The sequence below is a fragment of the Enterovirga sp. genome (genome assembly GCF_028290205.1).
In the GTDB taxonomy this organism is placed as follows: domain Bacteria; phylum Pseudomonadota; class Alphaproteobacteria; order Rhizobiales; family Beijerinckiaceae; genus Enterovirga.
In genome coordinates, this window is sequence record NZ_JAQGKF010000167.1 from 1 (window position 1) to 25,142 (window position 25,142).

Consider the following 25,142-nt stretch of genomic DNA (forward strand, 5'->3'; position numbering starts at 1 on the left):
CGCGCTGGTCGCGCCGATCCGGCCGTTGTCCGCCCTCCGGCCGGCGATCGCCGTCCGGCCGCGGGCCGCCGCGCCCCTCGTTGCGGCGATTCTGGCGTCCGCGCGGATGCTGCTCGCGCTGGTGGCGCTGCAGCCGCCACACCTCGATGGTGGCCGGTGCGGCCAGCTCGGCGTCGGCTGCGGCGGGGCCGTCCGACACCATCACGGCCGCGCCCTCGAGCGGGGGCGACAGAGCGGCATCGCCGGTCTCGGCAGCGGCCTCGTCCGGCGTGGCCGCGAGCTCGGTTCCGTCCTCGTCCGGCGCGGCATCGCCGATCTCGGCCTCGCCGGGGGCAGCGGCCACAGGCGCGTCCGGTTCCTCCTGGATGTCGGGGGCTGGCTCATCGGCCGCTGTGAGGGCGCCGACCTCGACGACCTGACCTTCCGGCTCCGCCCCGTCCTCGGCCTCGTTGCGGCCCGCGGCCTCGGCCTCGGCCAGAATCTCGTCGGCGGCCGCTTCCAGGGCCGAATCGACGAGCGGGCCCAGGCTGTCCGCCCCTTCGGCGTCGTCCTGGATCCCGGGCGCCGGCTCGTCCGCCGCATCGCCGGTTTCGTCGGTTGGCGCGGCCGGGCCGGCCTCGGCCCCCTCGGACACGACCGGCAGCGTGCCGGGCGGCGGTGACTTCGGCGGCGTCGCAAGGAGCGGCACCGTGATGGCGGGGCCCGGCCGCGCCTCGGCCGTGTAGCCGAGCGAGCGCAGCACGGCGCCGAAATCCTCGCCCGAGGTGCCGACCAGCGAGGTCATGGCCCCGGTCTGGACGAAGGCGTCCCCGTCCGCCGCGCCGGGCGGCGGCTCGCCCGGGGTGACACCCGGCCGGTAGGCGATGGCGGGGCGAATCAGGTCGGCCAGCCGCTCCAGGATGTCGACGCGCAGGGCCCGCGTGGCGAAGGCCCGGAAGCCGGCCGCCCGGTAGAGGCCCTTGGCGATCTCCGGGTCCACGGCGAAGGAGGTCCGGCCCGACCCGGCCAGATGGGCAATGTCGTCGATGCCCTTCTGGTCGAGGCCGCCGTTGCGCAGCGCCCAGAGCTGGGCCGCCAGGATGCGGGGCGCCGGCTTGATCAGGGCCGGCATGTAGACGTGGTAGGCGCCGAAGCGGACGCCCTTGGCCCGCAGCGCGGCCCGGCCCGGCTGGTCCAGGCTGCGCAGGTCCTGCGCGACGCGCGAGCGTTCGAGAACGCCGAGGTTTTCGGAGAGCTGGAAGGCGATGCCGCGGGCCAGCCCGGTGACGTCGGCCGCGGTCTCGATCTCGAGAGCCGGCCCCAGCAGCCGCACGATATAGGCCTTGAGCCACGCCTTTAGCCGGGCATCGACCTTGTCGCGCGCCGGCCCGGTGAGTTGCTCGTCGGCCAGGATCCTGAGCCCGGGCTCGTAGGTCTTGTCGCCCGGTTCCAGCCGGGCGACCGGATCGCCGGTCCACCGAAGGATGCCGTCATTGGACAGGACGAGCGAGGAATCGGGCGCCATCGCGATTCGCTCCGCGCGGGACTCGATCTCCCCGGCGAGCGCCTTGGCGGCGGCGTTGCGCAGCGCGGCTTTCGCCTCTGTTCCGTCCGCCGCCGGGTCGGGCACGAAGTGGAAGCCATGGAGGTGGCCCACATGCTGCCCCTCGACGGTCACGTCGCCGGAGGCGGTGATCTGGGCTTCCATAGTCGCGTTCTCTCTCAGGCGGCGCATCAGCACGCTCGTGCGGCGATCGACGAAGCGCTGTGCCAGCCGCTCGTGCAGTGCATCGGAGAGGCTGTCCTCTATCCGACGCGTCACGCCCTGCCAATGCTCCGGATCCGCAAGCCAGTCGGGACGGTTCGCCACGAAGGACCACGTCCTGACATGGGCCAGGCGCTGCGACAGGGTGTCGATGTCGCCTTCGGTGCGGTCGACCATGGCGAGATGGCGCGCGAACCAATCGGCCGGCACCCGACCGGGCGGCTTCATCAGGTAGCCGTAGATGCCGCCGACGAGGTCGGCATGGCCCATCGGCGAGATGCGCCGGTAATCGGGCAGGCCGCACACCTCCCACAGCCGCTCGACCGCCGCGCGGCCCGTCGCCATCCGGGCGACGTCCCCCTCGCGGGCCAGCACGGCCAGGGTCGCCTCGTCGTCGGCGATCGGCGCGCGGGTCAGGCCCGGCTCGCGCGGCACCTCGGCGAGGCTTTGCAGCAGGGCCTGCATGCTGCGGGTGTCGAGGTCGGGATTGCGCCACTGCGCGATCTTCACCGGATCGAAGCGGTGGTTCTCGACCGCATCGATGCTGTCCGGATCGAAGGGCTGGCAGCGCCCGGTTGACCCGAAGGTGCCGTCCCGCAGGTGGCGCCCGGCCCGGCCCGCGATCTGGCCGAGCTCGGCTGCATGGAGATCCCGGAACTGGAAGCCATCGTATTTCGTGCGGGCCGCGAAGGCGACGTGGCCGACGTCGAGATTGAGCCCCATGCCGATCGCATCCGTGGCGATCAGGTAATCGACGTCACCGGCCTCGAACAACGCCACCTGGGCGTTGCGGGTGCGCGGCGACAGCGCGCCCAAGACAACGGCCGCGCCGCCCCGGTACCGGCGGATCAGCTCGGCGATGGCGTAGACCTCCTCGGCCGAGAAGGCGACGATGGCCGAGCGCGGCGGCAACCGGGAGATCTTCTTGTCGCCCGCGAAGGACAGGTTCGAGAGGCGCGGCCGGGTGACGACGTTGACGCCGGGAATCAGTTGCTCGACCAGCGGTCGCATCGTGCCCGAGCCGATGATCAGCGTTTCCTCGCGGCCGCGCTGGTTCAGCAGGCGATCGGTGAAGACGTGGCCGCGGTCCAGGTCTGCGGCGAGCTGGATCTCGTCGATCGCCACGAAGGCTGTGTCGAGATCGCGCGGCATCGCCTCGACGGTGGCGATCCAATAGCGGGGCCGGTCGGGCTTGATCTTCTCCTCGCCCGTGACCAGCGCCACGGCCTCGGGCCCGACCCGGGCCACCACCCGGTTATACACCTCGCGGGCCAGGAGCCGCAGGGGCAGCCCGATCATGCCGGAGGAATGGGCAACCAGCCGCTCGATCGCGAGATGGGTCTTGCCGGTGTTGGTCGGGCCCAGCACTGCGGTGACGCCGCGGGCGCGGAGATGGGCCGGAAGGGATCGGGGCATCAGCGGTCCGCTACCTGGGCGGGAGGTGCGGCCGAGGGGGGTTCGGCCGGGCTCGCCCTGATATGGGACCTCCTCGGCCAATTGCCCGGAAAATGCGCCGAGGCCCGACGTGGTGGGCCGCGCAGCCCACGCCGGCTACTGAGCCGAGGCGCGACGGTTGCCCGGGTCCAGCGACCAGTTATCCGCCTCGACCACCGTGGTGCCAAGCAGGGTGGGCACCGAGATCCTGATCGGGGCCAGGAAGCGCGTTCCCTCCACCGGGGCGAGCCAGACCGAGATGTCGCGCGCCTCCTGCATGAATTTGACCGAGGCCCGGCTCGGCTTGTGACCCGCGACCGGGATGTAGCGGGCGGAACAGACCAGCACGCTCCCGGTGAAGCCGGGTTTGCGGACCACGCGGGTCTCGACAAAGCTCAACACCACGTCGAAGCGCTGGGTGCCGTCGAACACCGGAACTGTGCGGTTGCAATTGGCGGCCTCGGTCGGCCGCGCCGGATTCGCTGCCACCGCCACCATCCCGCTCAGGGGATCGATGATGCCGCGTTTGCTCGCCTCCACCAAAGGCACCCGGTATTCGGTGTCCTCGAAAGGCGGGTTGATCTCGATCGCCGTGACGTTGCCGCCGGCGATGCCGAGCTGAACCGTGCGCTCCTTCGAGCCCGCCCGGCCGGTTGCCGAGAACCCGCTCGAGACGAGCCGGGCGCCGGAGACCTGGCCGCGCGTGCTGGCCGCGCCCTGGCTGCCGCCGGAGAACATGCCGACCAGCCCGGTGAGCTGCCCGTTGACCCGCATGTCGTAGCGGCTGTCGTCGAACGTGCCGGAAAAGGTCGCTGTGCCGAGCTGCAGGCCGCCGAGCAGGATGCGGTAATCCACCTTCAGCCCCGCCGCCGCGGCCGGAAGGGCGAAGCCGATCAGCGCGGCGAGGACCCCGGCACGGGCGGAAAGGCGTCGAATCAGAGGCACGCCGAGTTCTCGCACGCGGCTGGAGCGAAATCGAGGCGGCGTCCGGCCGCTGCCGCTCAGCCGCGCGCTACGCGGGCCGCGTCGGCCGCCAGGATGGCCTGCGCGGCCTTGAGAATCGGCTCATCCACCATGCGGCCCTCGAAATCGATGGCGCCGGCGCCACGCGAGCGGGCGCTCTCGTAGGCGGCCACCAGCCGCCGGGCGTGGTCGATCTCGGCCGCGCTCGGGCCGAACAACTCGTTGGCGAGCGTCACCTGACGGGGCAGCAGACACATCTTGCCGTCGAAGCCGAGATCGCGCCCCGCCGCCGCGTCCCGCCGGAACTGGTCGTCGTCGCGGATCTGCACGACCACCTGGTCGATCGCCTTCACGCCAGCCGCCTTGGCTGCCAGCACCACCCGCGAGCGGGCATACAGGACCTCGTGCCCCACCGGCGTGCGGCGCGCGCCCATGTCGGCCGCGAAGTCTTCCGCGCCGAAATACACCGCTACGACCCCCGGGCAGGCCGCGATCTCGACCGCGTTCAGGACACCCCGGATCGACTCGATGCCGGCGATCACCGGCAGCCCGGCGCCCAGCGCGGCGATGTCGGCCGCACTCTCGGCCTTGGGCAGCACGAGCCCGTCGACGCCGGCGCCCCGGACGGCTGCGAGATCGGCCGGAAAGTCGGATGTTCCGACCGCATTCACCCGCACAAAGATCGGCCGGCCGCCGCGGGCGGGCCCGAGACTCTCGGCCAGCCCGCCCCGGGCGCCTTCGCGCTCCGCGGCCGGGGTGCCGTCCTCGAGATCCGGCACGAAGACGTCGGCCGGGATGGACGGGAACTTGGCCAAGTGTTCGCGCCGGTTGGCGGGTGCGAACAACAGCGAGCGCATCAGCATTCGGCAGACCTCCGGCCGCCCTGTTAGGTGCCGGAATGCGCACCGGCAAGCGCATGCAGCGTTGCCGCCCGGTACAGCCCTGGTTATCCCTTGTTCCGGGAAACGTCGGGACCAGTCAGATGAGTGCCAGCCGAGCAACCGGCGAGGACGAGGCCGATTACGTCGTGGTCGGGGCCGGCTCCGCAGGGTGCGTGCTGGCCAGCCGGCTGACGGAAAGCGGCCGGGACCGCGTCATCGTTCTCGAGGCAGGACCTGCCGACAGAAGCCTCTGGATCCACGTCCCGCTCGGCTACGGCAAGCTGTTCTCCAACACGCGCTACAACTGGCTCTACGAGAGCGTGAAACAGCCCGAGCTGAACGATCGCGTCATCTACCAGCCCCGCGGCAAGGTGCTGGGCGGGTCTTCCTCCATCAACGGGCTCGTCTACATCCGGGGGCAGCACGAGGATTTCGACCGCTGGCGCCAGCTCGGCAATGCCGGCTGGGGCTTCGCGGACGTGCTGCCCTATTTCCGCCGCTCGGAGGATCAGGTCCGGGGCGCAGACAGCTTTCACGGCACGGGCGGTCCGCTCTGCGTGTCGGATGCCACCGATCCGCATCCGCTCTGCGACGCCTTTATCGAGGCCTGCGCCCAGGACGGGCTGCCCCGCAACTCCGATTTCAACGGCGCTTCCCAGGAGGGCGCCGGCTACTTCCAGACCACGTCCCGGCGGGGGCGCCGCTGGAGCACGGCGGTTGGCTACCTGAGGCCGGCCCTGAGCCGCCCGAACCTGCGGGTGGTCACCGAGGCCCTGTCCACCCGCATCCTGTTCGAGGGCCGCCGCGCGGTGGGCGTCGAGTACCGGCACGGCGGCACGACCCGGCAGGTGCGGGCGCGGCGCGAGGTGATCCTGGCCGGAGGGGCGATCAACTCGCCGCAATTGCTGCAGCTCTCCGGCGTCGGGCCGGCCGGGCTGCTGGCGCAGCACGGCGTCGAGACCGTGCACGACCTGCCGGGCGTCGGCGAGAGCTTTCAGGATCACTTCCAGATGCGGATCGTGCTGCGCTGCACGCAGCCGATCACCATGAACGACGACCTCCGCACGCTCGCCGGGCGGGCCCGGGTGGGGCTGCGCTACCTGCTGCGCCGCAAGGGGCCTCTGACCATCAGCGCCGGCTACGGGGCCGCCTTCTTCCGCACGGACGAGCGCCTCGCGACGCCGGACATCCAGGTGCATTACCTCACCCTGTCGACCGACCGGATGGGCACGCGCCTGCACGATTTTTCCGGCTTCACGGCGTCCGTCTGCCAGCTTCGGCCGGAGAGCCGCGGCAGCGTCCGGATCACGAGCCCGGACCCGACCGTTCCGCCGGCGATCGACCCTCGCTATCTGGCGGCCCGGCTGGACCGGGACACCAACGTGGCCGGCTTCAAGCGCCTGCGGGCCATCCTGGGCAAGCCGGCTCTGGCGCCGTTCGTGGCGGGCGAGCACCTGCCCGGGCGCGAGGTGCGAAGCGACGACGAGATCTTGGATTACGGTCGCCGCACCGGCACCACCCTGTACCATCCAAGTTGCTCGTGCCGCATGGGCCAGGACGAGGGCGCGGTCGTTGACGAGCGCCTGCGCGTGCGCGGGATCGAGCGCCTGCGCGTCGTGGACGGCTCCGTGATGCCGTCCGTCGTGTCCGGCAACACCAACGCGGCCATCGTCATGATCGGCGAGAAGGCTTCCGACATGATCAGGGAGGATGCCAGATGACCTCGCGGCTTTTCGATCTCACCGGGCGCGTGGCGCTCGTCACGGGCGGCAATGGCGGCATCGGGCTCGGCATGGCCAAGGGGCTGGCCGAAGCCGGCGCTCGGGTTGTGATCGCCGGCCGCGACCGGGCCAAGGCCGAGACTGCGCTCGCCACGCTCGGTGACGGTGCGAGTTTCGTGGCCGTCGACATCGGTGACCAGGGCTCCTGCCAGGCCATGGTGGACGAGACGACGACCCGCTTCGGCCGCCTCGACATCCTGGTCAACAATGCCGGCATGAGCATCCGCAAGCAGCCGCAGGATTTTTCCGAAGCGGAGTGGCGGCGGGTTCTCGACGTCAACCTGTCGGGCTCGTTCTTCGCTGCCCAGGCCGCCTATCCGGCGATGAAAGCGGCCGGCGGCGGCAAGGTCATCAACATCGGCTCGATGATGTCGATCTTCGGTGCCTCCTTCGCGACGGTCTACGCGGCCACAAAGGGCGGCGTCGTGCAGATGACCAAGGCGCTCGCCTGCGCCTGGGCACCGGACAACATCCAGGTCAACGCCGTGCTGCCGGGCTGGATCGACACCGACCTCACCCGCACGGCCCGGCAGCAAGTGGAGGGGCTGCACGACCGGGTCCTCGCCCGCACTCCGGCCGGCCGCTGGGGCGGGCCGGAGGACATGGCCGGCATCGCCGTGTTTCTGGCGAGCCCGGCCTCGGACTTCGTCACCGGCACGGCCATCCCGGTCGATGGCGGGTATTCGTCCCAGGGCTGAGGAGCGGGCGTGCTAGCCGCGCCGCGACGGGCGGCGCGCCGGCGCGTCGCGCAGGCATTCGGCCACGGCCCAGAAGCTCGGCTTCGGCCGCAAGCTGCGGTCGAACAGGGCGGGCCGGGCCTGCCCGGCGGGCCTGACGTCCTCGGCTTCGCCTCTGGTCATCCAGTGGTCGAAATCGGTCAGGCCCCAGAAAGTGATCCGGGAAACGGCAGGTTCGGAGAGAAGCGCCGACAAGTAGGTTCGGTACAGGTCGGCCACCTGTTCGTCGCGCCGCTCCACCGCATCCGCGAGGACGACGTCGTTCACGTCGAGTTCCGACAGGTGGACCTCGAGGCCGCGGCTCGCGAGCTGGCGCACAAAGGCCAGGGTCGCGTCGAGGTCGAGGCCGTGCCGTGACGAGAGGTGGCCCTGCAGCCCGATCGCCCCGACGGGTGCGCCCCGGGCGCGGAGTTCGTCGACAGCCCTGATCATGCGGGCCTGCTTGTCACGGCACCAGGCGGCGCCGCATTCGAGATTGTAGTCGTTCAGGCACAGGAGCCGTTTCGGCGCGAGCGCGCCGACATGCCGGAACAGCCCGGCCACGGCTTCGGCGTTTACCGGCAGGCCCAGCTGCCCCCGCCAAAGCGGCCCGGTCTCGGACACGACCTCGTTGGCGACGTCCCAGGAGACCGTGTCCGGGTAGCGCGACACCAGGGCGGCCGCGACGTCCCGATAGGCGCGAAAGCCCTCGGACGGCCCGAGCTCGGCCGCCCAGGCAAGCGGGTCACCATGCCAGAACAGCGTATGCCCATGCACGCCGAGCGCGGCCGAACGGGCAAAGCGGTAGGCCTCGTCGGCGGCCGCAAACCGGTAGGGTCCGTGCCGGTCCGGATGCACGTAACCAGGCTTCAGGCACCATTCCGGCGTGATGAGGCCCACCTGCCCGGCTACGAGCGCGCGGTAGTCCGGATCGGCATGGCCGCTGAAGGCGGCTCCCACCTCGATCCCCTTGCGGCGGCCAAGGTCGCACAGCGACGGCACCGGGTTCGCGGCAGCCGGATGTGTGCCGCGGGGACCGACGGTGCCCAGCAGGGCCGCCCCGCACCCCACAAGGGCGGCGCGCCGCGACGGCCCGCCTCGGGGCCTGGGTTGTGTGCGCGTCCCCGTCACGTCGGTGCAGGTTCGAGAACCGCCGTGTCGGCCTGGAAGCCCGGACGGCGCGTCGGCAACGGGCCGCCGGCCAGGGCCAGCGCGGCGTGGTCGCTCAGGGTGAGCACCCGGAACTGCTCCGCGAGCATCCGCAAGGCATGCTCGACCACGCCGAGCTTCACGTCGAGCGGCACGTTGAGCCCCGGAAAGAAGCGCAGGGCCGGCGCGTCCTCGACCCCGAGGAACTCGAGCGGATGAAGCAGCAGCGACGGCGCGATGCCGGCGGCCCGGCAGGCCCGCAAGGCCGTACGAAGATAGGTCCTGGCGAGAGCCGGCGAGAAGCCGGCCAGAAAGATCAGATAGGTCAGGTGGATCGGCGTCCGAAGCCCCGGAAAGGTCGTGACCGGGATCTCGACCAGTCGGCGGGTGCCGGATTGCCACGCATAGGGCGCGAGGGGCCGCAGGCCGTCCGCGAGCGAGCCGAACAGCAGGTTCCGGGCGCGCCTGTCCTCCGCGCTCCCTCCGGACCGCAGGTTGTAATAGGCCCGGGCGAGCGGCCCGATCAGGGTCGGGAAGGTCGAGGCGTCGTAGAGGTAGCCCCGCTCCATCAGCACGTCGAGGAGGTGGCTCGACAGGCCAAAGCTCGGCCCCCGGAAGCCGACCGGACGCTGCCCGGTCGCCCTCTCGATGGCGGCCTCGGCCCGGGCGATGTCCGCGGCGATGACCTCCCGGGACCGCCGGCTCAGCCAGGATTCGTGCTCAAAGGAGTGGCTGGCGATCTCGTGCCCGTCGCTCGCCAGTCCGGCGAGTTGCGCCCGGTTCTCGGACCGGGCCGCGTCCCGCCCGACGACGAACACGGTGAGCCGAACGCCGCTCCGGTCGAGGCAGTCCCGGATCCGGGGCACGGCGGCCTCGAAATAGCTGGGGTAATCCTGCCAGCCGGGCAGGCCGGCAGTCCTCATATAGGCCCAGAGGTTGTCGAGATCGATCGACAGGCTCGCGGCCGGCTTGGCCGCGGCTGCCGCAGGGCTGTGCTCGGGCGTGGTCCGGCTATCCGGCATTGTTGTACGATTTCGCAGAGACGACCGTCAGGAGCATGATCTTGAGGTCGAACATGAGGGACCAATTCGAAAGGTAGTAGAGGTCGTGCGCGATCCTCTGCTCCATCTTCTCGGTCGTATCCGTCTGGCCGCGATGGCCGTTGATCTGCGCCCAGCCGGTGATGCCGGGACGGATCTTGTGACGGCGGGCGTAGTGGGCGATCAGCGGGCTGAACTGGTCGTCGAGCTCGACGGGATGCGGCCGAGGTCCAACCAGCGACATCGAGCCCCCGAGCACGTTCAGGAGTTGCGGCAACTCGTCGATATTGGTGCGCCGAAGCAGACGGCCGACCGAGGTCACGCGCTCGTCCCGCACCGTCACCTGCCGGAACGGCTGCCGGGACTCGTCGGCCAACAGGGTTCTGAACTTCCAGACCTGGAAGGGCCGGCGGTTGAAGCCGTAACGCGTCTGCCGGAAGAAGACGGGCCGTCCGCTTTCAAGCCAGATCATTGCCGAGGCGAGAAGCAGGACGGGCGTGCAGGCGAGGAGCGCGACCGAGGCCAGCCCCACATCGAGGCCCCGTTTCGCGGCCCGCTCGGCCCGGGTGAGCGGCGGCCCGAGGATCAGGGCGCCGAGCGGCAGGCCGACCGTGCCGCCCGCGAGCCCGTCCACGGAGGCGATGTCCGGATCGGTTCCGAGCAGGACGGCGCAGGGCAGTTCGGTCAGCCGGGACACCACCGCCACCAGCACCTCGCGGGGCGCCGCGGCAGGATGGATGACGACCGTGTCGGGCACGATCCGGCGGGCGATGGCCAGGAGGTAGTCGAGCTCGCCCGACCCCGGCGTCCGAAGCGGGAGGGGCGCGCGCCCGACCACGTCCAGAAGCGGCCGGTCCAGCAGGGCGGCGGCCCGGTCCAGGTGATCCGCGGCCGCGACGACGAGAACCTTGTCCTTGCGCACCAGGCGCAGCACGCCGCTCTCCCGAAGCCCCTTCATGACCAGGCTGCGCACGAGGCTGAGGAGCGGAAACGCCGCCACGAAGCTTCCGGCCAGCACGGTCGCGGACGCGTGGGCGCTGGTCTGCGTGAGGAATTGCACCACGGCCGCGGAGGCGAACCCCGCCAGGAGGACGAACAATAGGCCACCCTGCCGATCGGCTCGGCCCACGAGTTCGGAGGCCCGATACCGGCCGGCCGCGGTCGCGATCGTCAGAACCAGGAACACGTTCAGGGCCGCGACGCTGAGATGGGTCTTGAACTCGGCCGCCGCACCGAGGGCGATCCGGTCGTGGACCTCGCCGACGGCGATCGTGGCCGCCCCGAGCGCCAGCCCATCGAGGAGCACGATCGGGACCGCCAGAACGGCCCATGGCACCGGCCAGCGCACGGTTTCCCAGCGGCGCTCGTAACGCCGCCGGTCGGGACCGAGCCCCGACCGCAGCTCAAGCGCGCCCTGGAGCCCCCTGCCCCCGCCTTCCGCTCGTCCGGGATATCGCGGGGCGGACATCAGGCGCTCGCCGGAGAGCTGATCACCAGCACGATGCCGAGCACGATGAGCGCCAAGCCGGCAAAGGCTTTCAGCGAGATGCTCTCCTGGAGCACGAACACGGACGCGAGGGTGATCCCGACCAGGGACATCGAGATCACGAAGGTATATGACAGCATCAACCCGATGTGTCTTAGCGCCAGCAAGTAGCAGATCAGCAACGTACCGCAGGCCGCGAAGCCGGTGAGCAGATAGGGATTGACCGCGAAGCGGAGCAGTGCGCCGAGATCGCGCGTATCGGGGCTCGACTGCATGGCGAATCGGAACATCACGTTGGACGTGACATTTGAAAGGACCGCCGCGACGAGAAGAAGCCAAGCCATGTCCAGGGTTCCTCGTGCGCGCTCAGGCGGCTGCGCTCGCGTCAACCACCGGGCCCGGGGCGGCGCGCGCCGGGCCGCTGGTCGGGCCGGGGTCGAGCGCGGGCTCAGCCTCGCGGCCGGGCTGGCCGACGAGATGCGAAGCCGCCCGGGTCGCGAACGCAATCGTCTCGTCGACATTCAGGTTGGCGTTGATGATCTGGGACGAGTTCACGATGCTCAGCCCCGGCAGGCTGGTGTCCATCGGCGGCACGGAGCGCGAGTAGTTGAGCCGCTGCACGGCCATCACGTGGCGCGCCCGCGCCACCCGGGTCGCCACGATGTCGTCGCGCTTCAGATCCGGATACATCCGCAGCAGCATGGTGATCGCATTCGCCTCGATCGCCTCGTCCGGCTGCTCGAACAGCGGATCCTCGGCCGGGACATAGCGCGGCAGGTAGACCAGCGCGTGCCCGCCGAGTTCCTCGGCATCGACCACGGCGGTCATCTCGATCACGCCGGTGAACGGGATGGTCTCGTCCGCCACATAGGTCAGGTAGCGGCCGCGAAGCCCGCGTTTCAGAAGGACGGAGGTGCAGACCACGCCCTGGTAGCGCAGGCCGGTGAGCGCGTTCTTCTCCTCGCCGGTGAGTTCGGGGCAGATGCGGGCGGCGAGCGCGCCCGGCACGGTCACGACCACGCGGTCGAAGCGCTGCACCCCGGTCTGGGTCTCGACCGCAAAGCCGTCGCCGTGGCGGCGGATCGCGCTCACCGGCGCCCCGGCCGCACAGGCCACGCCACGCTCCCGCAAGGAGGCCGTGAGCCGTTCGACGATGCGGCCGTAGCCGCCCCTGACATAGCCGAACATCTCCGTCTTCATTCCGGCCCGACGGGCCGCGTAGAAGCGGTTGATGACCGACCAGATAAAGGATGCCGAGACGAGCTTGCTGTTGTCGCCGAGCTTGGCCCGCAGCAGCGGCCGCCAGATGACCTCGTAGGTGCGGCGTCCGGAGAGCCGTGTGAGCCAGGTCTCGACGGGGATCTTCTCGAGGCTGACGCCGTCCTTGAGCAGCGAGCCGTAGATGATGGTGGCTGCGAGCCGCGCCTTGCTGACCAGGCCGAGCGGCTTGAAGCGCAGGAAGTCGATCGCGTTGTTGAGAGGGTGGAAGGTCCCGCCCGAGTAGAAGTCCGTCTTCGTGGTCTTCCAGCGCAGCTGATCCTCCAGGCCGATATCGGCCAGGAGCCCGCGCAGGTGGCGGTCGGACAGCAGCGTCACATGGTAGAAGCGGTCCCAGGCCACGGGGCCCAGTCTCCAGGCGTCGGCCAGGCCGCCGAGCCGGGGTGAGGCCTCAAGCACGGTGACGGTCCGGCCCGGCCCGGCGAGCTTGTGGGCGAGGCTCAGGCCCAGCATCCCGCCGCCCACGATGCACCAACTCTCTCCGGTCATGGCCGCCTCGCCGCTGGTCAGAACAGATCGTCTCATTCGGCCACCGGCTTGCCCGGAACCCGCTCAGGATGCTGGCTCCACAGGGTGCGGGCGATCAGCCCGATATGGCTGCGGATGACCCGGAAGGTCTTCATCTTGGAGACGCCGAGGAGCCGGGTCGCCAGCACGGCCGGGAACTCGACGATGCGCGACCCTTGCATGTCGAGCTTCACGAAGATCTCCATGATCCCCATGAAGCCGCCGTCCTGGAGCTCGATGTTGCGTAGGGCGGAGCGCCGGTAGACCCGGAAGCAGGCCGTGTAGCTCGAGAACTTGTGGTGCAGAATGCGGCGATAGATCTTGCACAGATTGCGCGACAACATGAGCCGCCAACCCGGAACATTCATGACATCGCCCTCACGGTGGTAGGGCGAGGCCTGCACCATGTCGACATCGGGCGTGAGCAGCGGGATCATCCGGGTGAGGTCGTGCGGGTCGAAGCTGCAATCGCAGTCGATGCCGCAGACGATCTCGTCCCGGGCCTTGCGGATCCCCGTCATGGTGGCAGCCGCGATGCCGCGGTTGGCCGGATGCTGCACGAGCTGGCAATTGGGCCGGCTGCCGAAGAGCGAGTTCAGAACGGCCCAGGTCTGGTCCTGGCTGCCGTCGTCCACGAACACGTACGAGAAGCGGTAGACGCCGCGCGTCGAGGCTTCGAGCGAGGCCAGATTGCCGGCCAGATAGGGCAGCGTCTCCTCCTCGTTGTAGCACGGCACCACGATCGTGACGTCCCGGGCCGGCTCGGTGCGGAGCGCCGCGGTGCTCGCCTGTTGCGCCTCGGGACGGCGCTCCACGGCCTCGGCCGCGATTTCGAGATGGTCTGCGATGCTGGTGAAGCGGGCGGAGGCGAGATGGTGCTCCACGCGCTCCCGCATGGTCTCGAGGTTCCGGTACTGTCGGAGCCGCTGCAGGCCGGATACGGCCGAGACGCGGGGCTGTTCGGGATCGAGCTCCCAGACGTGGAAGTAGAAGTGCCAGGGCTCGTCGCTCGCCCGTAGGCGCCGGGCCACGGCCCGTTCGAACAAGCTCCGGGGGACCTGCCGCATGTAGTTGCCGCCGGTCACCGGGTAGGGAATTCCGAGGCAGGTGCCCGATGACAGCGGCACCTCGGTGATCGACCAGCCCTCGCCGGCGACCTGGTGGATGCGGCGCGCGTCCGGATGGCGGGCGTAACGCAGCCCGAACGGCCGCAGGCTCGAATCGAACAGAAACCCCTCTTCGGCCAGGATGCGGAGCGGCTCGCGCCCATCCCCGGGCAGGGAGCCCTCCGCGATGCGGTAGCCCCGGACGGCTTCACCCGTGGCGCGCTCGATCGCGTCGCGCGACCGCCGCAGGTCGGACCGGAACTCCTCGGCGGACATCTGATCGAAACGGCGGTGGTGATAGCCCTTGCTGGCGACGTCGTGCCCTCGGCGGGAGACCTCGGCCACCAGGTCGGGGCAGCGCTCAGCCACCCAGCCCGAGACGAAGAAGGTCGCCTTCGCCCCCGTGCGGTCGAGAAGGTTCAGAGCGGCAAGGGTCGTCCGCTCGATCCTGAGGTCGAACCGCGGCCAGAACCGCTCCGGGATGATGCGCCGCATGGGGGCGACCTGGAAGTAGTCCTCCAGGTTCACCGAGAGAATCTGGTAGCCAGACCGCATGACGGAGGTTCCCGTACTGGACAGAACTGGGACGCCGTGAACTTGGGACAGCGCCCCCTGGTCTTGAGCAAGTCACAGGCCATCCCTGGCCGTCTCAATCTGGGTCAGGCGTCGGCGAGGAGATCTTCTTGACGGAGCTCGCGCCGGCTCCCGCGTGGGCCTTCGGCCCGGATCACGGCCGCAGCCTCTTCAGCCTCGTCCCGGCAGCGAGCCTGACAGCGCCGCTGTCGAGGCGGACGAGCGGGGCGGCCGCGAGGCCCGGATCACCGAGCAGGTCGGCTAGGATGCGGCCGGTGGCGCGCCCGTCTCCGAACGGATTGGCGCCCTGGGCCATGGCCGCATAGGCGCCGGGATTGTCCAACAGCCCGGACACGGCCTGGACGATGGCGCCCGTTTCCGTCCCGACCAGCCGGGCGACACCGGCATCCACGGCCTCCATGCGCTCGCTCGTGTCGCGCATCACCAGCACGGGCTTGCGCAGCGCCGGCGCTTCTTCCTGGACGCCGCCCGAATCCGTGAGCACGATGCTGGCGCGTTGCAGCAGGTAGACGAAGCGCTGGTAACCTTGGGGCTCGATCAGGTGGACCCGCTCCACTCCCGAGAGCAGGCGCGCCACAGGCTCCCGCACGTTCGGGTTTAGATGCACCGGGTAGACGATCTCCACATCCGGGCGCGCCGCGAGGAGCCGCAGGGCTTCGCAGATCCGCACAAAGGCGTCGCCGAAGCTTTCGCGCCGGTGTCCGGTCACGAGAACCAGGCGCCGTCTCGGGTCCAGCCAGGCGAAATCGCGCTCGAGCCCGCTCCGCACCGGGCCGGGCCGGGACACCGCCTCGGCCACCCGCAGCAGGGCGTCGATGACGGTGTTGCCCGTGACCACGATGTGATTTGCAGGGTGGCCCTCGGCGAGGAGCGCGTCGCGGGCGCGCGTGGTCGGGGCGTAATGGCGGGTCGCCACGACCGCGGTCAGCCGGCGGTTCGCCTCCTCCGGCCAGGGGCTGCCGAGGTTGCCGGTCCGCAGGCCAGCCTCGATATGGCCGATCTTGGACCCCTGGAAGAAAGCGGTCAGGGCGGCCGCCGTGCTGGTGGCGGTGTCGCCCTGGACCAGGACGTGGTCCGGCTTGAACTCGGCCATCACGGGCACAAGGGCGCTCATCATGCGGCCGAACACGTCGGCCACCTGCTGGCCCGGCCGCATCACATCGAGGTCGTAATCGCCGACCAGCGAGAAGGCCTTGAGGACGTCGTCGAGCATCTCGCGATGCTGGCCGGTCAGGCAGATGCGGGACTCCACGCCCGGCAGTTCCCGCAGGCGCTCGACCACGGGCGCCATCTTGATCGCCTCGGGCCTGGTGCCGAAGACCGACAAAACTCGGACGGGTGCCGCTCGTTTCATGGTGCATTGCTCGCGTTCGTCTGCGCGCGAGCTGCGCAATGCGTGTGCCGCCGGAGGTTGTACTGTTCCGAGACAGCACGCGCCGGCTCTGTCCCGCCGGGGCGACGTCTTCCCTACGGGGCGCCCGGGAACGGGAGCCGCGGCGCCGAACGCGGGTAGGCCGTCCAGCACGGCGAGAGCTTCATCGCCACCCGGCCTGCGATCGCCGGGCTGTAGAGCCGCTGGACATCCCGGTCCATGGCCGTCAGCGGGCAGTGGGAAGCGAGGAGCAGGTCGGTCTCGGCGATGCTGGCCAGGGTCGCGGCGTCGGGCCGAGGGGTGGTGCGGTTCGGGTCGGCCCCGATGGCGACGAGCCGCGGCGCATCCCGGTCCAGGATGTAGGGGAACGGGTTGACGAAGCCGAGATTCAGCACCGACCGGAAGACGGTTCCGGTCTCCCGCTCGACACGCCGGACCGCCTCGGCTGCCTCGGCCGCCGCCCGGAGCCAGAGGATCTGAAATTTCGGGGAGGCGAAGGTCTCGACATCGTCCTTGCCGCCGCTCTCGAAGTAGAGCGTCTGGGCATCCAGGGTCGCGGCATCGACGCGTTGGCGCACGGTGGCGTTCTGAAGGGTGTCCGGCCTCTGCGTGACGCGTCCGAGGCCCTTCAGGATGGGTAGGTCAAGCCGCTGATATTGGGCGTGAGTGGCGATGTTCCGAGCCGTGCGGCCGAGGAGCGCCAGAGCCGGCGGCGCCGCGATGGCCGCGACCAGAACGGGGATGAGCACCTCCCTGCCCCGGGCCATGGAGCCCGCCAGCACCCGTAGCAGAACCGGCCAGAGGAGCAGGAAGGCGTGCCCGCCCGTGTTCTGGGTCTCGAACAGGAGGGCTGCGCCGGCAACCGCCGCCACCCAGGCCAGATCGCCGTCGAAGAGGCCCGAACGGCCGAGGAGGCGGCCGCTCCCGGCCGTTCCGGCCCGCCAGGGCGCCGCTCGCTTCTGCCAGCCGAGAGCGAGCAGAAGGAGAAACGTCGCGACCACCGCTTCCGCATGCAGCGAGCCGGCCCGCACGATCCGGGACAAAAGCGTGTCGCTGTTCATCCTCAGGAGGGTCAGGATATCGGTCAGGTAGGCCGACACCACCCCGGTCGCGAGGTCGAGTGCCGTCATCGCGCCGAGAAAGATGGCGGCCGAGCCCAAGGCGGCGCGCCACGAGACCCGGCCCGCCGCCAGGGCGTACAGGCATAGGCCGACGCCAAGGACGAAACCGGTGATCTTCAGCAGAAACAGGCCGATCAACAGCCAGGCGAGCCCGAATGCCAGCAGCCGCTGCTCGCGCACGAACAGGAGCATGGCCACGAGCACGTAGAGCAGGCCGGACGTATGCCGGTTATAGGCCCCGAAGCTGTCGAACCCCAGGTAGAACGTGAATTGCTCGACGTTCACCGGCAGAAGCTGAAAGATCAGAAAGGGAATGCACAGACCGAACGCGAGAGGCCTTGAGCGCCGGTCGACATGGATCAGCACGGCCGCCATGGCCGGAGCGCTCACCACGAGCATGCACCAGTTAACGCCGAGAAGCGGCTGCGCGCCGGGAAAGACCTTCATGGATGCGGCAAACAGCCAGTAGCTGATCGGCCCCACCGGTGCGAAGAAATCAACAGATGGCATCTGGCCGCGCAGCACGCGGTGTGCGCCGTCGACATAGACGTAGAGGTCCCAATAGAACGCCCCCGCCGGCAAATTCAGGGGAAGAGAAAGCAGAAGTCCACAGGCTCCGACCGCCGCCACGATGAGAAGCCAGGGCGCAAAGCCGCAGCCTCCACCCGCCGAGACGGCGCTCAAGGGAGCCGGGAACACCCGCGCACTGGACCCTGGCACACCGGCCATCGTCAGGCCGCCGCGCTGATCGGCTGTCGCAGGGGGCGGACCCCGTGCCCCTTCGTCGTCCGCCTCGGCCGCAGCCCCAGCCACACGGCCGCGAGCCCGCCCAGGGCAAGGCCGAGGAGGGCCGCAAACCCCAGGATCAGCGGCTCAGCCGGCCAGGACGGGCGCGTGGGCGGGAAAGCTTTCGAGATCAGGCTGACCGTCTCGGACGGGATGTTGATCTGTTCCCGGGCGCTCTTGGCCCGGCCGAGGAACTGCTCGTAGAGCGCGGCATTCGCATCCGCCTCGCGCAGCAGTTCCTGCAGCGTCACGCTGGCCCGGTTGGTGGTCGCGATGGCCTTTTCGAGCCCGGCGATGCGGGTCCGCAGCGACGATTCCTCGGAGGTCGATACGTCGTGTTCGTGCTTGATGCGGGCAATGACGCGCCGGATCTCGGCCTGGATGGACCGCTGCAGAGCCGCGCGGGACTCCCGCACCGCCACCAGCGCCGGATGGTTCTGCATCAGCGTCATGGAGAGCGATCCCTCCTCGACGGTGATGGCCGCGGCGCGCTCGCGCAGAGCGGTGAGAACCGCGGATTCGACGAGCCCGGAGGCGAGCGCCTGCTCGGCCGTCATCTTCTGCAGCCTGGCGGCCTCCTGCCAGCGCGAGCGCGCCGCGTTGGCGGCCGTCGAGACGCGCGCGAGCTGAAGGTTCAGGTCGCGCAGCTGCTGCTCGATCACGGTCAGCCGCTCGGTCGAGATGAGACCGTGCGCGTTGCGGTAGGTTTCGACCTTGTCCCGGCTCTCGGAAACCTTCTGGCGCAGTTCATCCAGCCGGGCGTCGAGCAGCCGGCTCGCGCCTTCCACCCGGGCGCGTGCCGAACGGTTCACCTCCTCGGTGTAGAGCGCCACCAGCCCGTTCGCGATCTCGGCCGCCCTGGCGGCGCTTTCCGAGCGAACGCTCACGGCGAACACGTAGGTGTTGCCCTTGCGCTTGATGTCGAGCCGCTGAAGCAGGTTGGCGAGCGCCCGCTCGTAGTCGCTGGTCCGGGCGATGCTGTCCGCCTGTGGGCCCCTGACGAGGAGCTTGAGGAGATCGATTGCCCTGTTGGCGAAGGCCGACCGGCTGGTGCCGACGAATTCCGGATCGGAGACCAGGTCGGTCTGCTCGATCAGGCCGCGCAGCACGTTCTGCGACAGCATGACCTGAACCTGGCTGTCGAGCAGAAAGGTGTCCGGACCGAGCGACGAGGTGCCGAGCCCGCTCTGCACGATCTCCTTGTCGACCATGTCGCGCTTGCGCGGATCGATGATGATCTCGGCGGTCGCGGTGTAGAGCGGCGGCGTCATCCAGATATAGGCGAGGGCGAGGAGCATCGCCGCGCCGAACACGGCGAGGATGGTCCCCTTCCGGGTCACGAGGGCAGTCCACAGGCTCTTGGCGTCGCCGGGGAAAGCGGAGGCGGCAGCCGCCCGGGGCGGGGGCCCATCCGACTGGTACAGCTCCGCCCCGAAAGCCGGTTGTTCGAGGTTACGCATGCCGACCTCTGTGTCGTTCCGAGACGAAACGGTGCTGTTCCAGCGCCTTCCGCCCCATCACGCCGGCTTTCGCGCAACTGCGGTGCCAATCGGCTCGGTGTCGTCAGGCACATCCGGCGTCATCCCGGGGGCCCACCGGCACGTGCGAAGACGACACGCGCAGGATTGAGCCATTTCGGATCAGCCAGAGGCGGCATGTCGATTGCTGACTGGTCCGCATCTTGGGCCCACGATCGAGCGTGAACCATGGCTTGCATCCTCATCACCGGTTCGGGCGGCCTGATCGGCTCGGAGGCGGCGCGGTTCTTTCATGACTTGGGGCTGGAGGTGCATGGCATCGACAACGACATGCGGCGCTACTTTTTCGGCCACGAGGCCTCGACGGCTTGGCGCGTGCAGCAGATCAGCGCAGGCCTCAAGAACTACCACCACCACCACATCGACATCCGCGATCGCGAGGCGGTCGCCGGGTTGGTGGCACAGCTCGGGCCGGACCTGAAATACGTGCTGCATGCCGCGGCGCAGCCGTCACACGATTGGGCTGCCACCGAGCCGCTGACGGATTTCGGCGTCAACGCGCTCGGGACCCTGATCCTGCTCGAAGCCGTGCGGATGCACGCGCCCGAGGCGGCCTTCGCCTTTCTGTCGACCAACAAGGTCTATGGCGACGCGCCGAACGAGCTGCCGCTGGTCGAGACCGCGACGCGCTGGGAGATCGCCCCGGACCACCCCTATGCGGCATGCGGCATCGACGAGAGCCTGCGCATCGATGCGTCGACGCACTCCGTCTTCGGCGCATCCAAGGTGGCGGCGGACGTCATGGTCCAGGAATACGGGCGGTATTTCGGCCTCAACACGGCCTGTTTCCGCGGTGGATGCCTCACCGGATCCGGACATTCCGGCTCGGAATTGCACGGCTTCCTGGCCTATCTGATGAAGTGCACTGTGATCGGGCGGCCCTATACGGTCTACGGCTACAAGGGCAAGCAGGTCCGGGACAACATCCACTCCTACGATCTTGTGAACGCGATCTGGCACTTCTTTCAGAAACCTCGGCGCGGCGCCGTCTACAACATCGGCGGCACGCGCTCCTCGAACTGCTCCATGCTGGAGGCCATCGGGCTGTGCGAACGCGTGTCGGGCCGCCGCCTCGCGTGGTCCTATTCGGACCAGAACCGGACGGGCGACCATATCTGGTGGATCAGCGACATGTCGCGCTTCCAGAGCGACTATCCAGATTACCGCCTCACCTACGACATCCCGTCCATCATCGAGGAGATGCACGAGAATAACCGCTTCCGGTTGCTCGAGGCGGTCTGATGATCGACCGGGGCAAGCGATCGGTCCTCGGCGTCGGCATCGACGTCGTGGATTACGAGGCGGCCGTCGCCAAAGTTCTGGCCGCCGCCCGCGAGCGCCGCTCCTTCACGGTCTCGGCGCTCGCCGTGCATGGCGTCATGACCGGCCTCGCCGACACCGCGCACCGCTACCGCCTCAACCGCCTCGATCTCGTGGTTCCGGACGGGCAGCCGGTGCGCTGGGCGCTCCGGCTCCTGCACGGAGAGAAACTCCGGGAGCGGGTCTACGGGCCGAAGCTGACGCTACTGGTCTGCGAGGCGGCGGCCGAAGCCGGGATCCCGGTCCACCTCTACGGGAGCACGCCCGAGACCCTCGGCAAGCTCGAGGCCAATCTCGCCCGCCTGTTCCCGACGCTCCGCATCTCGGGCTGCGCGCCGTCGCAGTTCGGGCGAGCCGCCGAGGCCGAGAACGAGGAGATCATGCGAAGCATCCGCGAGGCAGGCGCCGGCATCGTCCTGGTCGGCCTCGGCTGCCCGCGCCAGGAGGTGTTCCTGTTCGAGAATGCGCGCGCGCTGTCCTGCGCCGTGCTGGCGGTCGGCGCGGCCTTCGATTTCGTGGCCGGCACCGTTCCCCAGGCTCCGACCTGGATGGGCGACAGAGGACTCGAATGGCTCTTCCGGCTGCTGCACGAGCCGCGGCGGCTGTGGCGCCGCTATCTGCTCCTGAACCCGTTGTTCTGCTGGAACGTCGCCCGGCAATGGCTGGCGCCGGCCCGGTTCCGGCCTGACGAGGACCTGCCGCCCAACGCGAGCGAGCGCTACGTGTGATGAGCGCTGCTCCGGCCTGCTCCGTCGTGATCCCGTGGCACCGCGGTCTCGCGGATCTGCGCCGCGCGGTGGACAGCGTGCTGGCCCAGAGCCTGGCCGATTTCGAAATCGTGGTCGCCGCGAACGGCGTCTCCGATGAGAGCTGGGCCGCCGCCACGACCCTCGCCTCCGACCCTCGCTATCGGGCGATCCGCCTTCCCAGTGCCGACGTGGCGGCGGCCCGCAATGCCGGCCTCGACGAAGCCCGGGGCGAACTCGTCTTCTTCCTCGATGCGGACGATCGCTTCCACTCAGACAAGCTCGCGGCCTTTGTCGCCCTGCAGCGCCGGTCGGGCTTCGACGTCGCCTTTTCCCGTGGCATGCGCCAGCGCGGCGGCGACGTGCGCTGGCCGTTCCCGGCCGATCTCTGGGACGGCGGCGAGGACCTGTCGGAGTTCTTCTTCTGCCGCGGCAACACGCTGAGCGCCTCAGCCATCGTGATGAGCCGCCGCCATCGCGCGACGCTGCGCTTCCATTCCCCGCCCTACGAGGATCCGGGCCTCCTCCTCGAGGCGCGGGCGCGTGGTCTCCTGGTCGTGATGCTGCCCGAGGCGCTGTACGACTGGTCGGACGAGCGGGCTGAGGGCCGGCTGTCCCGGGCCGACAACCACGATGCCCGCCTGCGCTGGATCGAGGGGCCGCAGATCGGTGTCACCGCCCGGGCCAAGGCCGCGTTCCGGGCCCGCTGCGTCGGCCAGCACCTGTTTCCGCGCCGGGCCGGCGAATGCCTGGGCTATTTCGCCCAGGCGCTGCGGAGCCGAGCCGTGCCGCCCGGGGAACTGGCGCTGTTTCTCTTGCGCGGGCTGATCCCGGGACGGCTGAAGGACCGGGCCCTCGATGCCTATTTCCTGCTGAAGACCGCCGGCCAGAGCCAGCAGCCGGGGCGTGGGGGCTGAGATGCCGGCCAGTTCGTCCGCGCCGGCCGCCCTGGCGACGTCCCCGCCCCTGCCTGGGCTCGCCGGCGGCGGCTTCGGCCGCAGCCTGGTGCCGTCGCTGGTCGACCAGGGCCTGACCAGCCTGCAGTCGTTCAGCATGGCGGTCGCGCTGATCAAGCTGACCGGCCCGGCGGTGTTCGGGCAGTTCGTGTTCGTGTTCACGCTCGTGATGATCGTCGCGAGCTTCCAGAACGCGCTGACCGGGATCCCGCTTCTGGTGCATGTGGCGGCTTGGTCCGGAGAGGCCCGGCGCGCCGGGCTTGCGACCGTGCTGGCCGCCGACCGCCGCTGCCGGGCGGCCGCGGCATTGCTGGTCGCGGCGGCCGCGACGGCGGTCACGGCCGACCCGGTGGCGATCCTGGCGGCCGGCCTGTTCTGCCTCGCCCATCTCAGCCGCGAGACAGCCCGCAACATCCTCTTCGCGAGTGGAGCGGGCGATCGCGCGGCGGCCCTGAGCGCCGTCACGTTCGCGGTCTTCGCCCCGGTGTTTGCCGGCGGCATCTGGGCCGGCTTTCCGCTGGCCGCCCCGTTCGCCGCGGCGGCGGCCGGCATCTTCACGGCCCTCGCCGTCATCCGTGTCCCGGGCGCCGCGCGGCGCGACCGGGCCCCCGGGGTGCGGCAGCTCGCGGCCGCGTATCGACGCGCCTTTCCAGGCCTCGGCTGGCGGCTTGCCCAATCCGCCTCCAACGAGGCGCAGACGCGGTCCCATGTCTTCGCCCTGACGGCGTGGCGCGGCGTCGACCAGGTGGGTTTGCTGGAGGCGGGGCGCGTGCTCTGGGCGCCGCTCGTTGTGCTGTACCAGACCTGGCAGAAGGTCGCCCAGCCGAGACTCGCCGCCCTCGTTGCGAGAGGCGAGACCCGCGCCGCGCTGCATCTGACGCTCGGCAGCGTCGGCGCGCTCGGAGTCGCGGCGGCTCTCTATGCGGCCGCGCTCCTGAGCCTGTGGGCACCGCTCAGCACCGCCCTGTTCTCGTCCTTCGCCGACATCCGGCCCTTCGCGGTCGGCTGGCTGGTCTACACGGTCCTTCTCCTCGCGAACTGGATGCTGATCGCCCTTCTCAACGCCCAGCGTCGCTTCCGGACGGTGGCGCTGGCCGGCGGGGTGAGCGCCGGGCTGACCGCGCTCGGCCTCGTCGCCCTCGTGCTGCCCGTTCCCCTCGGGACGGCCCTTGGCGTGCTGATCGCAGTCCAGGCCGTGATGCTGCTGGGCTTCTGCGCCATTCTGGTGCGGGCTCCCGGGGCCAAGGAGGCGCAGCCGTGACGGCAAGCGCCGACATCGCGGCCACGCCGGCAGGGCGTCTTGCCGCCGGTGACACCTGGGCCCGGCTCGCCCGCGCCTGCACCGCCGTCGCGACCCACCTGCCGGCCGCCGTGATGGCCTACGCCCTCATTGTCTGGCCGCTGTTGTTCGGGGATTCGGAGGTGTCTCTGTCGGAGGCGGCGCTCGGCTGGCTGGCCCAGCCGCCCCCCAAGGACGAGTCGGTGCTGAAGCTCGTCGCGTACCCGACCTTCTTCGGCCTCGCCGCAATCTGCTTCCTGGCCACGGCGGCCTACCGCAACGTGCCCTGGTCAGCCCCCGCCTTCTGGGTTCTCGCCCTGTTCGTCGGCTTCGCCGCCCTGTCGGGAGCCTGGAGCGAGTTCCCCTCGCTGACGCTGAGCCGGGCCGTCCTGTGCGGCGCGATCGCCGCGACCCTCCTCTGCGCGATGTTCGGCGCACGCGACTACACCACGGTCGCCGCAGGTCTGTTCTGGACCTTTTTCGCCGTCACCGCTCTCAACATCGCTGCCGTGTTCGTGAGGCCCCCGAGCGAGATCGGCTATACGGGCATCTATCCGCACAAGAACGTGTTCGGCTACGTGTCGGCGCTGATCCTGTACTTTGGCCTGCACGGCGTCGTCTTCGGGGAGCGGCGTCACCGCCTCGCCGCCATCCCGATGCTGCTCTGCGCACCGGTCTTTCTGGCGGCCGCAGAATCCAAGACGTCGGCCGGCCTCGCCGGGCTTGCCCCGGTCGCGGGGCTGGTTCTGTGCGGCCTGCGACGCAGGATGGGCCTGTCCCCGCTCGTGGTCTTCGTGCTGGCGGCGGTCGGGCTGGTGCTGATCTTCTGGCTCGGCCGGGATGCCGGGGTTTGGGATTTCGCCTCCCTCAACCAGCGCCTACTCGGAAGCGCCACGCTGACGGGCCGCACGGAAATCTGGGACGTTGCGGCCCTCCTGTCCGGGCAGCGGCCCTGGCTCGGCTGGGGCTACGAAGCGGTCTGGAACCTCGGCGCGGACGGCGTCGTGACCCGCAACGCGGTGGGCTTCGTGCGGGTCATGCCGACCGCCCATAACGGCTATGTCGACGCTCTCGTTCAGCTCGGCGCCGTCGGGCTCGCCATCTACCTGGCCTTTGTGGCGTTCGCGCTCCTGGAACTCGGGCGGCTGATCGACGTCAACGCGCGGCTGGGCTGGTTCACGGCCACGCTCTTCACCTTCGTTCTTTTGCACAACCTCCTGGAATCCGACCTCCTGGTCTCGTCGAACCAGCTTTCCATGCTGTTTCTGATCTACTTGTTTGCGGCGATTAGGGCACGGCACGAGAGCGCGAGACCGGGCGGCGCCCTGCCAGCCGCCGCCTAGGA

General features: G+C 69.9%; 19 protein-coding genes. 7 read left to right on the forward strand and 12 right to left on the reverse strand.

Annotated elements, in window-relative coordinates; genetic code table 11:
• The 3 genes from JWR86_RS11845 to JWR86_RS11855 form a co-directional block, all read right to left on the reverse strand.
• On the reverse strand, positions 1–3,160 hold a 3,160-nt coding region (locus tag JWR86_RS11845), incomplete at its 3' end, for a helicase-related protein (RefSeq protein WP_299565500.1).
• Between the two features lie 135 nt (positions 3,161–3,295).
• On the reverse strand, positions 3,296–4,123 hold the full coding sequence (locus JWR86_RS11850) for a DUF3108 domain-containing protein (protein ID WP_299565504.1): 828 nt from the start codon (positions 4,121–4,123) through the stop codon (positions 3,296–3,298).
• Positions 4,124–4,179: 56 nt separating this feature from the next.
• Positions 4,180–5,004 (reverse strand): CoA ester lyase, encoded by an 825-nt coding sequence (locus JWR86_RS11855; RefSeq protein WP_299565508.1) that lies wholly within the window; start codon positions 5,002–5,004, stop codon positions 4,180–4,182.
• A gap of 119 nt (positions 5,005–5,123) precedes the next feature.
• Here JWR86_RS11855 and JWR86_RS11860 point away from each other — a divergent pair, with 119 nt between their 5' ends.
• Positions 5,124–6,743, forward strand: a complete 1,620-nt coding sequence (locus JWR86_RS11860; RefSeq protein WP_299565511.1) for a choline dehydrogenase — start codon at positions 5,124–5,126, stop codon at positions 6,741–6,743.
• Positions 6,740–7,501: a glucose 1-dehydrogenase gene (locus tag JWR86_RS11865; RefSeq protein WP_299565514.1), complete on the forward strand. Its 762-nt coding sequence runs from the start codon at positions 6,740–6,742 to the stop codon at positions 7,499–7,501. The genes JWR86_RS11860 and JWR86_RS11865 overlap by 4 nt, the downstream gene beginning before the upstream one ends.
• Positions 7,502–7,513: 12 nt before the next feature.
• Here the strand turns inward: JWR86_RS11865 and JWR86_RS11870 are convergent, their stop codons facing one another.
• The 9 genes from JWR86_RS11870 to JWR86_RS11910 form a co-directional block, all read right to left on the reverse strand.
• Positions 7,514–8,521: an endo-1,4-beta-xylanase gene (locus tag JWR86_RS11870; protein WP_299565517.1), complete on the reverse strand. Its 1,008-nt coding sequence runs from the start codon at positions 8,519–8,521 to the stop codon at positions 7,514–7,516.
• 125 nt (positions 8,522–8,646) lie between these two features.
• Positions 8,647–9,690, reverse strand: a complete 1,044-nt coding sequence (locus JWR86_RS11875; RefSeq protein WP_299565520.1) for a polysaccharide deacetylase family protein — start codon at positions 9,688–9,690, stop codon at positions 8,647–8,649.
• Positions 9,680–11,176, reverse strand: coding sequence for an exopolysaccharide biosynthesis polyprenyl glycosylphosphotransferase (locus JWR86_RS11880; protein ID WP_299565523.1), 1,497 nt, complete (start codon positions 11,174–11,176; stop codon positions 9,680–9,682). Before JWR86_RS11880 ends, JWR86_RS11875 begins: the two co-directional genes overlap by 11 nt.
• Positions 11,176–11,538, reverse strand: coding sequence for a hypothetical protein (locus tag JWR86_RS11885; RefSeq protein ID WP_299565527.1), 363 nt, complete (start codon positions 11,536–11,538; stop codon positions 11,176–11,178). Before JWR86_RS11885 ends, JWR86_RS11880 begins: the two co-directional genes overlap by 1 nt.
• A gap of 22 nt (positions 11,539–11,560) precedes the next feature.
• Positions 11,561–12,997, reverse strand: a complete 1,437-nt coding sequence (locus tag JWR86_RS11890) for an NAD(P)/FAD-dependent oxidoreductase (protein WP_299565530.1) — start codon at positions 12,995–12,997, stop codon at positions 11,561–11,563.
• The gene (locus JWR86_RS11895; RefSeq protein ID WP_299565533.1) at positions 12,994–14,640 is read right to left on the reverse strand and encodes a glycosyltransferase; all 1,647 of its coding nucleotides are present in this window, start codon (positions 14,638–14,640) and stop codon (positions 12,994–12,996) included. The genes JWR86_RS11890 and JWR86_RS11895 overlap by 4 nt, the downstream gene beginning before the upstream one ends.
• 172 nt (positions 14,641–14,812) lie before the next feature.
• Positions 14,813–16,033: a UDP-N-acetylglucosamine 2-epimerase (non-hydrolyzing) gene (wecB, locus tag JWR86_RS11900; protein ID WP_299565537.1), complete on the reverse strand. Its 1,221-nt coding sequence runs from the start codon at positions 16,031–16,033 to the stop codon at positions 14,813–14,815.
• Positions 16,034–16,146: 113 nt separating this feature from the next.
• A complete protein-coding gene (locus JWR86_RS11905; protein WP_299565540.1) occupies positions 16,147–17,856 on the reverse strand; it encodes a hypothetical protein in 1,710 nt (569 codons plus the stop codon).
• A 47-nt stretch (positions 17,857–17,903) separates the two neighbouring features.
• Positions 17,904–19,418 (reverse strand): GumC family protein, encoded by a 1,515-nt coding sequence (locus JWR86_RS11910; protein WP_299565543.1) that lies wholly within the window; start codon positions 19,416–19,418, stop codon positions 17,904–17,906.
• A gap of 246 nt (positions 19,419–19,664) precedes the next feature.
• Between JWR86_RS11910 and JWR86_RS11915 the strand changes: the two genes are divergently transcribed.
• Genes JWR86_RS11915 through JWR86_RS11935 form a run of 5 tightly spaced genes read left to right on the forward strand, consistent with a single transcriptional unit; the run spans position 19,665 to position 25,140 of the window.
• Positions 19,665–20,738, forward strand: a complete 1,074-nt coding sequence (locus tag JWR86_RS11915) for an NAD-dependent epimerase/dehydratase family protein (RefSeq protein WP_299565546.1) — start codon at positions 19,665–19,667, stop codon at positions 20,736–20,738.
• Entirely contained in the window at positions 20,738–21,544 is an 807-nt protein-coding gene (locus JWR86_RS11920) for a WecB/TagA/CpsF family glycosyltransferase (RefSeq protein WP_299565549.1), read from the forward strand. The genes JWR86_RS11915 and JWR86_RS11920 overlap by 1 nt, the downstream gene beginning before the upstream one ends.
• Positions 21,544–22,479: a glycosyltransferase family 2 protein gene (locus JWR86_RS11925; RefSeq protein ID WP_299565552.1), complete on the forward strand. Its 936-nt coding sequence runs from the start codon at positions 21,544–21,546 to the stop codon at positions 22,477–22,479. The genes JWR86_RS11920 and JWR86_RS11925 overlap by 1 nt, the downstream gene beginning before the upstream one ends.
• A 1-nt stretch (position 22,480) precedes the next feature.
• Positions 22,481–23,779: a hypothetical protein gene (locus JWR86_RS11930; RefSeq protein ID WP_299565555.1), complete on the forward strand. Its 1,299-nt coding sequence runs from the start codon at positions 22,481–22,483 to the stop codon at positions 23,777–23,779.
• Entirely contained in the window at positions 23,776–25,140 is a 1,365-nt protein-coding gene (locus tag JWR86_RS11935) for an O-antigen ligase family protein (protein WP_299565558.1), read from the forward strand. Before JWR86_RS11930 ends, JWR86_RS11935 begins: the two co-directional genes overlap by 4 nt.
• Positions 25,141–25,142 lie beyond the last annotated feature (2 nt).

Excerpts from the sequence above, each read along its gene's own strand:
- JWR86_RS11855 (WP_299565508.1), bottom strand. The coding sequence starts at position 5,004 with ATGCTGATGCGCTCGCTGTTGTTCGCACCCGCCAACCGGCGCGAACAC.
- JWR86_RS11860 (WP_299565511.1), top strand. The coding sequence starts at position 5,124 with ATGAGTGCCAGCCGAGCAACCGGCGAGGACGAGGCCGATTACGTCGTG.
- JWR86_RS11865 (WP_299565514.1), top strand. The coding sequence starts at position 6,740 with ATGACCTCGCGGCTTTTCGATCTCACCGGGCGCGTGGCGCTCGTCACG.
- JWR86_RS11875 (WP_299565520.1), bottom strand. The coding sequence starts at position 9,690 with ATGCCGGATAGCCGGACCACGCCCGAGCACAGCCCTGCGGCAGCCGCG.
- JWR86_RS11880 (WP_299565523.1), bottom strand. The coding sequence starts at position 11,176 with ATGTCCGCCCCGCGATATCCCGGACGAGCGGAAGGCGGGGGCAGGGGG.
- JWR86_RS11885 (WP_299565527.1), bottom strand. The coding sequence starts at position 11,538 with ATGGCTTGGCTTCTTCTCGTCGCGGCGGTCCTTTCAAATGTCACGTCC.
- JWR86_RS11890 (WP_299565530.1), bottom strand. The coding sequence starts at position 12,997 with ATGAGACGATCTGTTCTGACCAGCGGCGAGGCGGCCATGACCGGAGAG.
- JWR86_RS11895 (WP_299565533.1), bottom strand. The coding sequence starts at position 14,640 with ATGCGGTCTGGCTACCAGATTCTCTCGGTGAACCTGGAGGACTACTTC.
- wecB (WP_299565537.1), bottom strand. The coding sequence starts at position 16,033 with ATGAAACGAGCGGCACCCGTCCGAGTTTTGTCGGTCTTCGGCACCAGG.
- JWR86_RS11910 (WP_299565543.1), bottom strand. The coding sequence starts at position 19,418 with ATGCGTAACCTCGAACAACCGGCTTTCGGGGCGGAGCTGTACCAGTCG.
- JWR86_RS11915 (WP_299565546.1), top strand. The coding sequence starts at position 19,665 with ATGGCTTGCATCCTCATCACCGGTTCGGGCGGCCTGATCGGCTCGGAG.
- JWR86_RS11920 (WP_299565549.1), top strand. The coding sequence starts at position 20,738 with ATGATCGACCGGGGCAAGCGATCGGTCCTCGGCGTCGGCATCGACGTC.
- JWR86_RS11925 (WP_299565552.1), top strand. The coding sequence starts at position 21,544 with ATGAGCGCTGCTCCGGCCTGCTCCGTCGTGATCCCGTGGCACCGCGGT.
- JWR86_RS11930 (WP_299565555.1), top strand. The coding sequence starts at position 22,481 with ATGCCGGCCAGTTCGTCCGCGCCGGCCGCCCTGGCGACGTCCCCGCCC.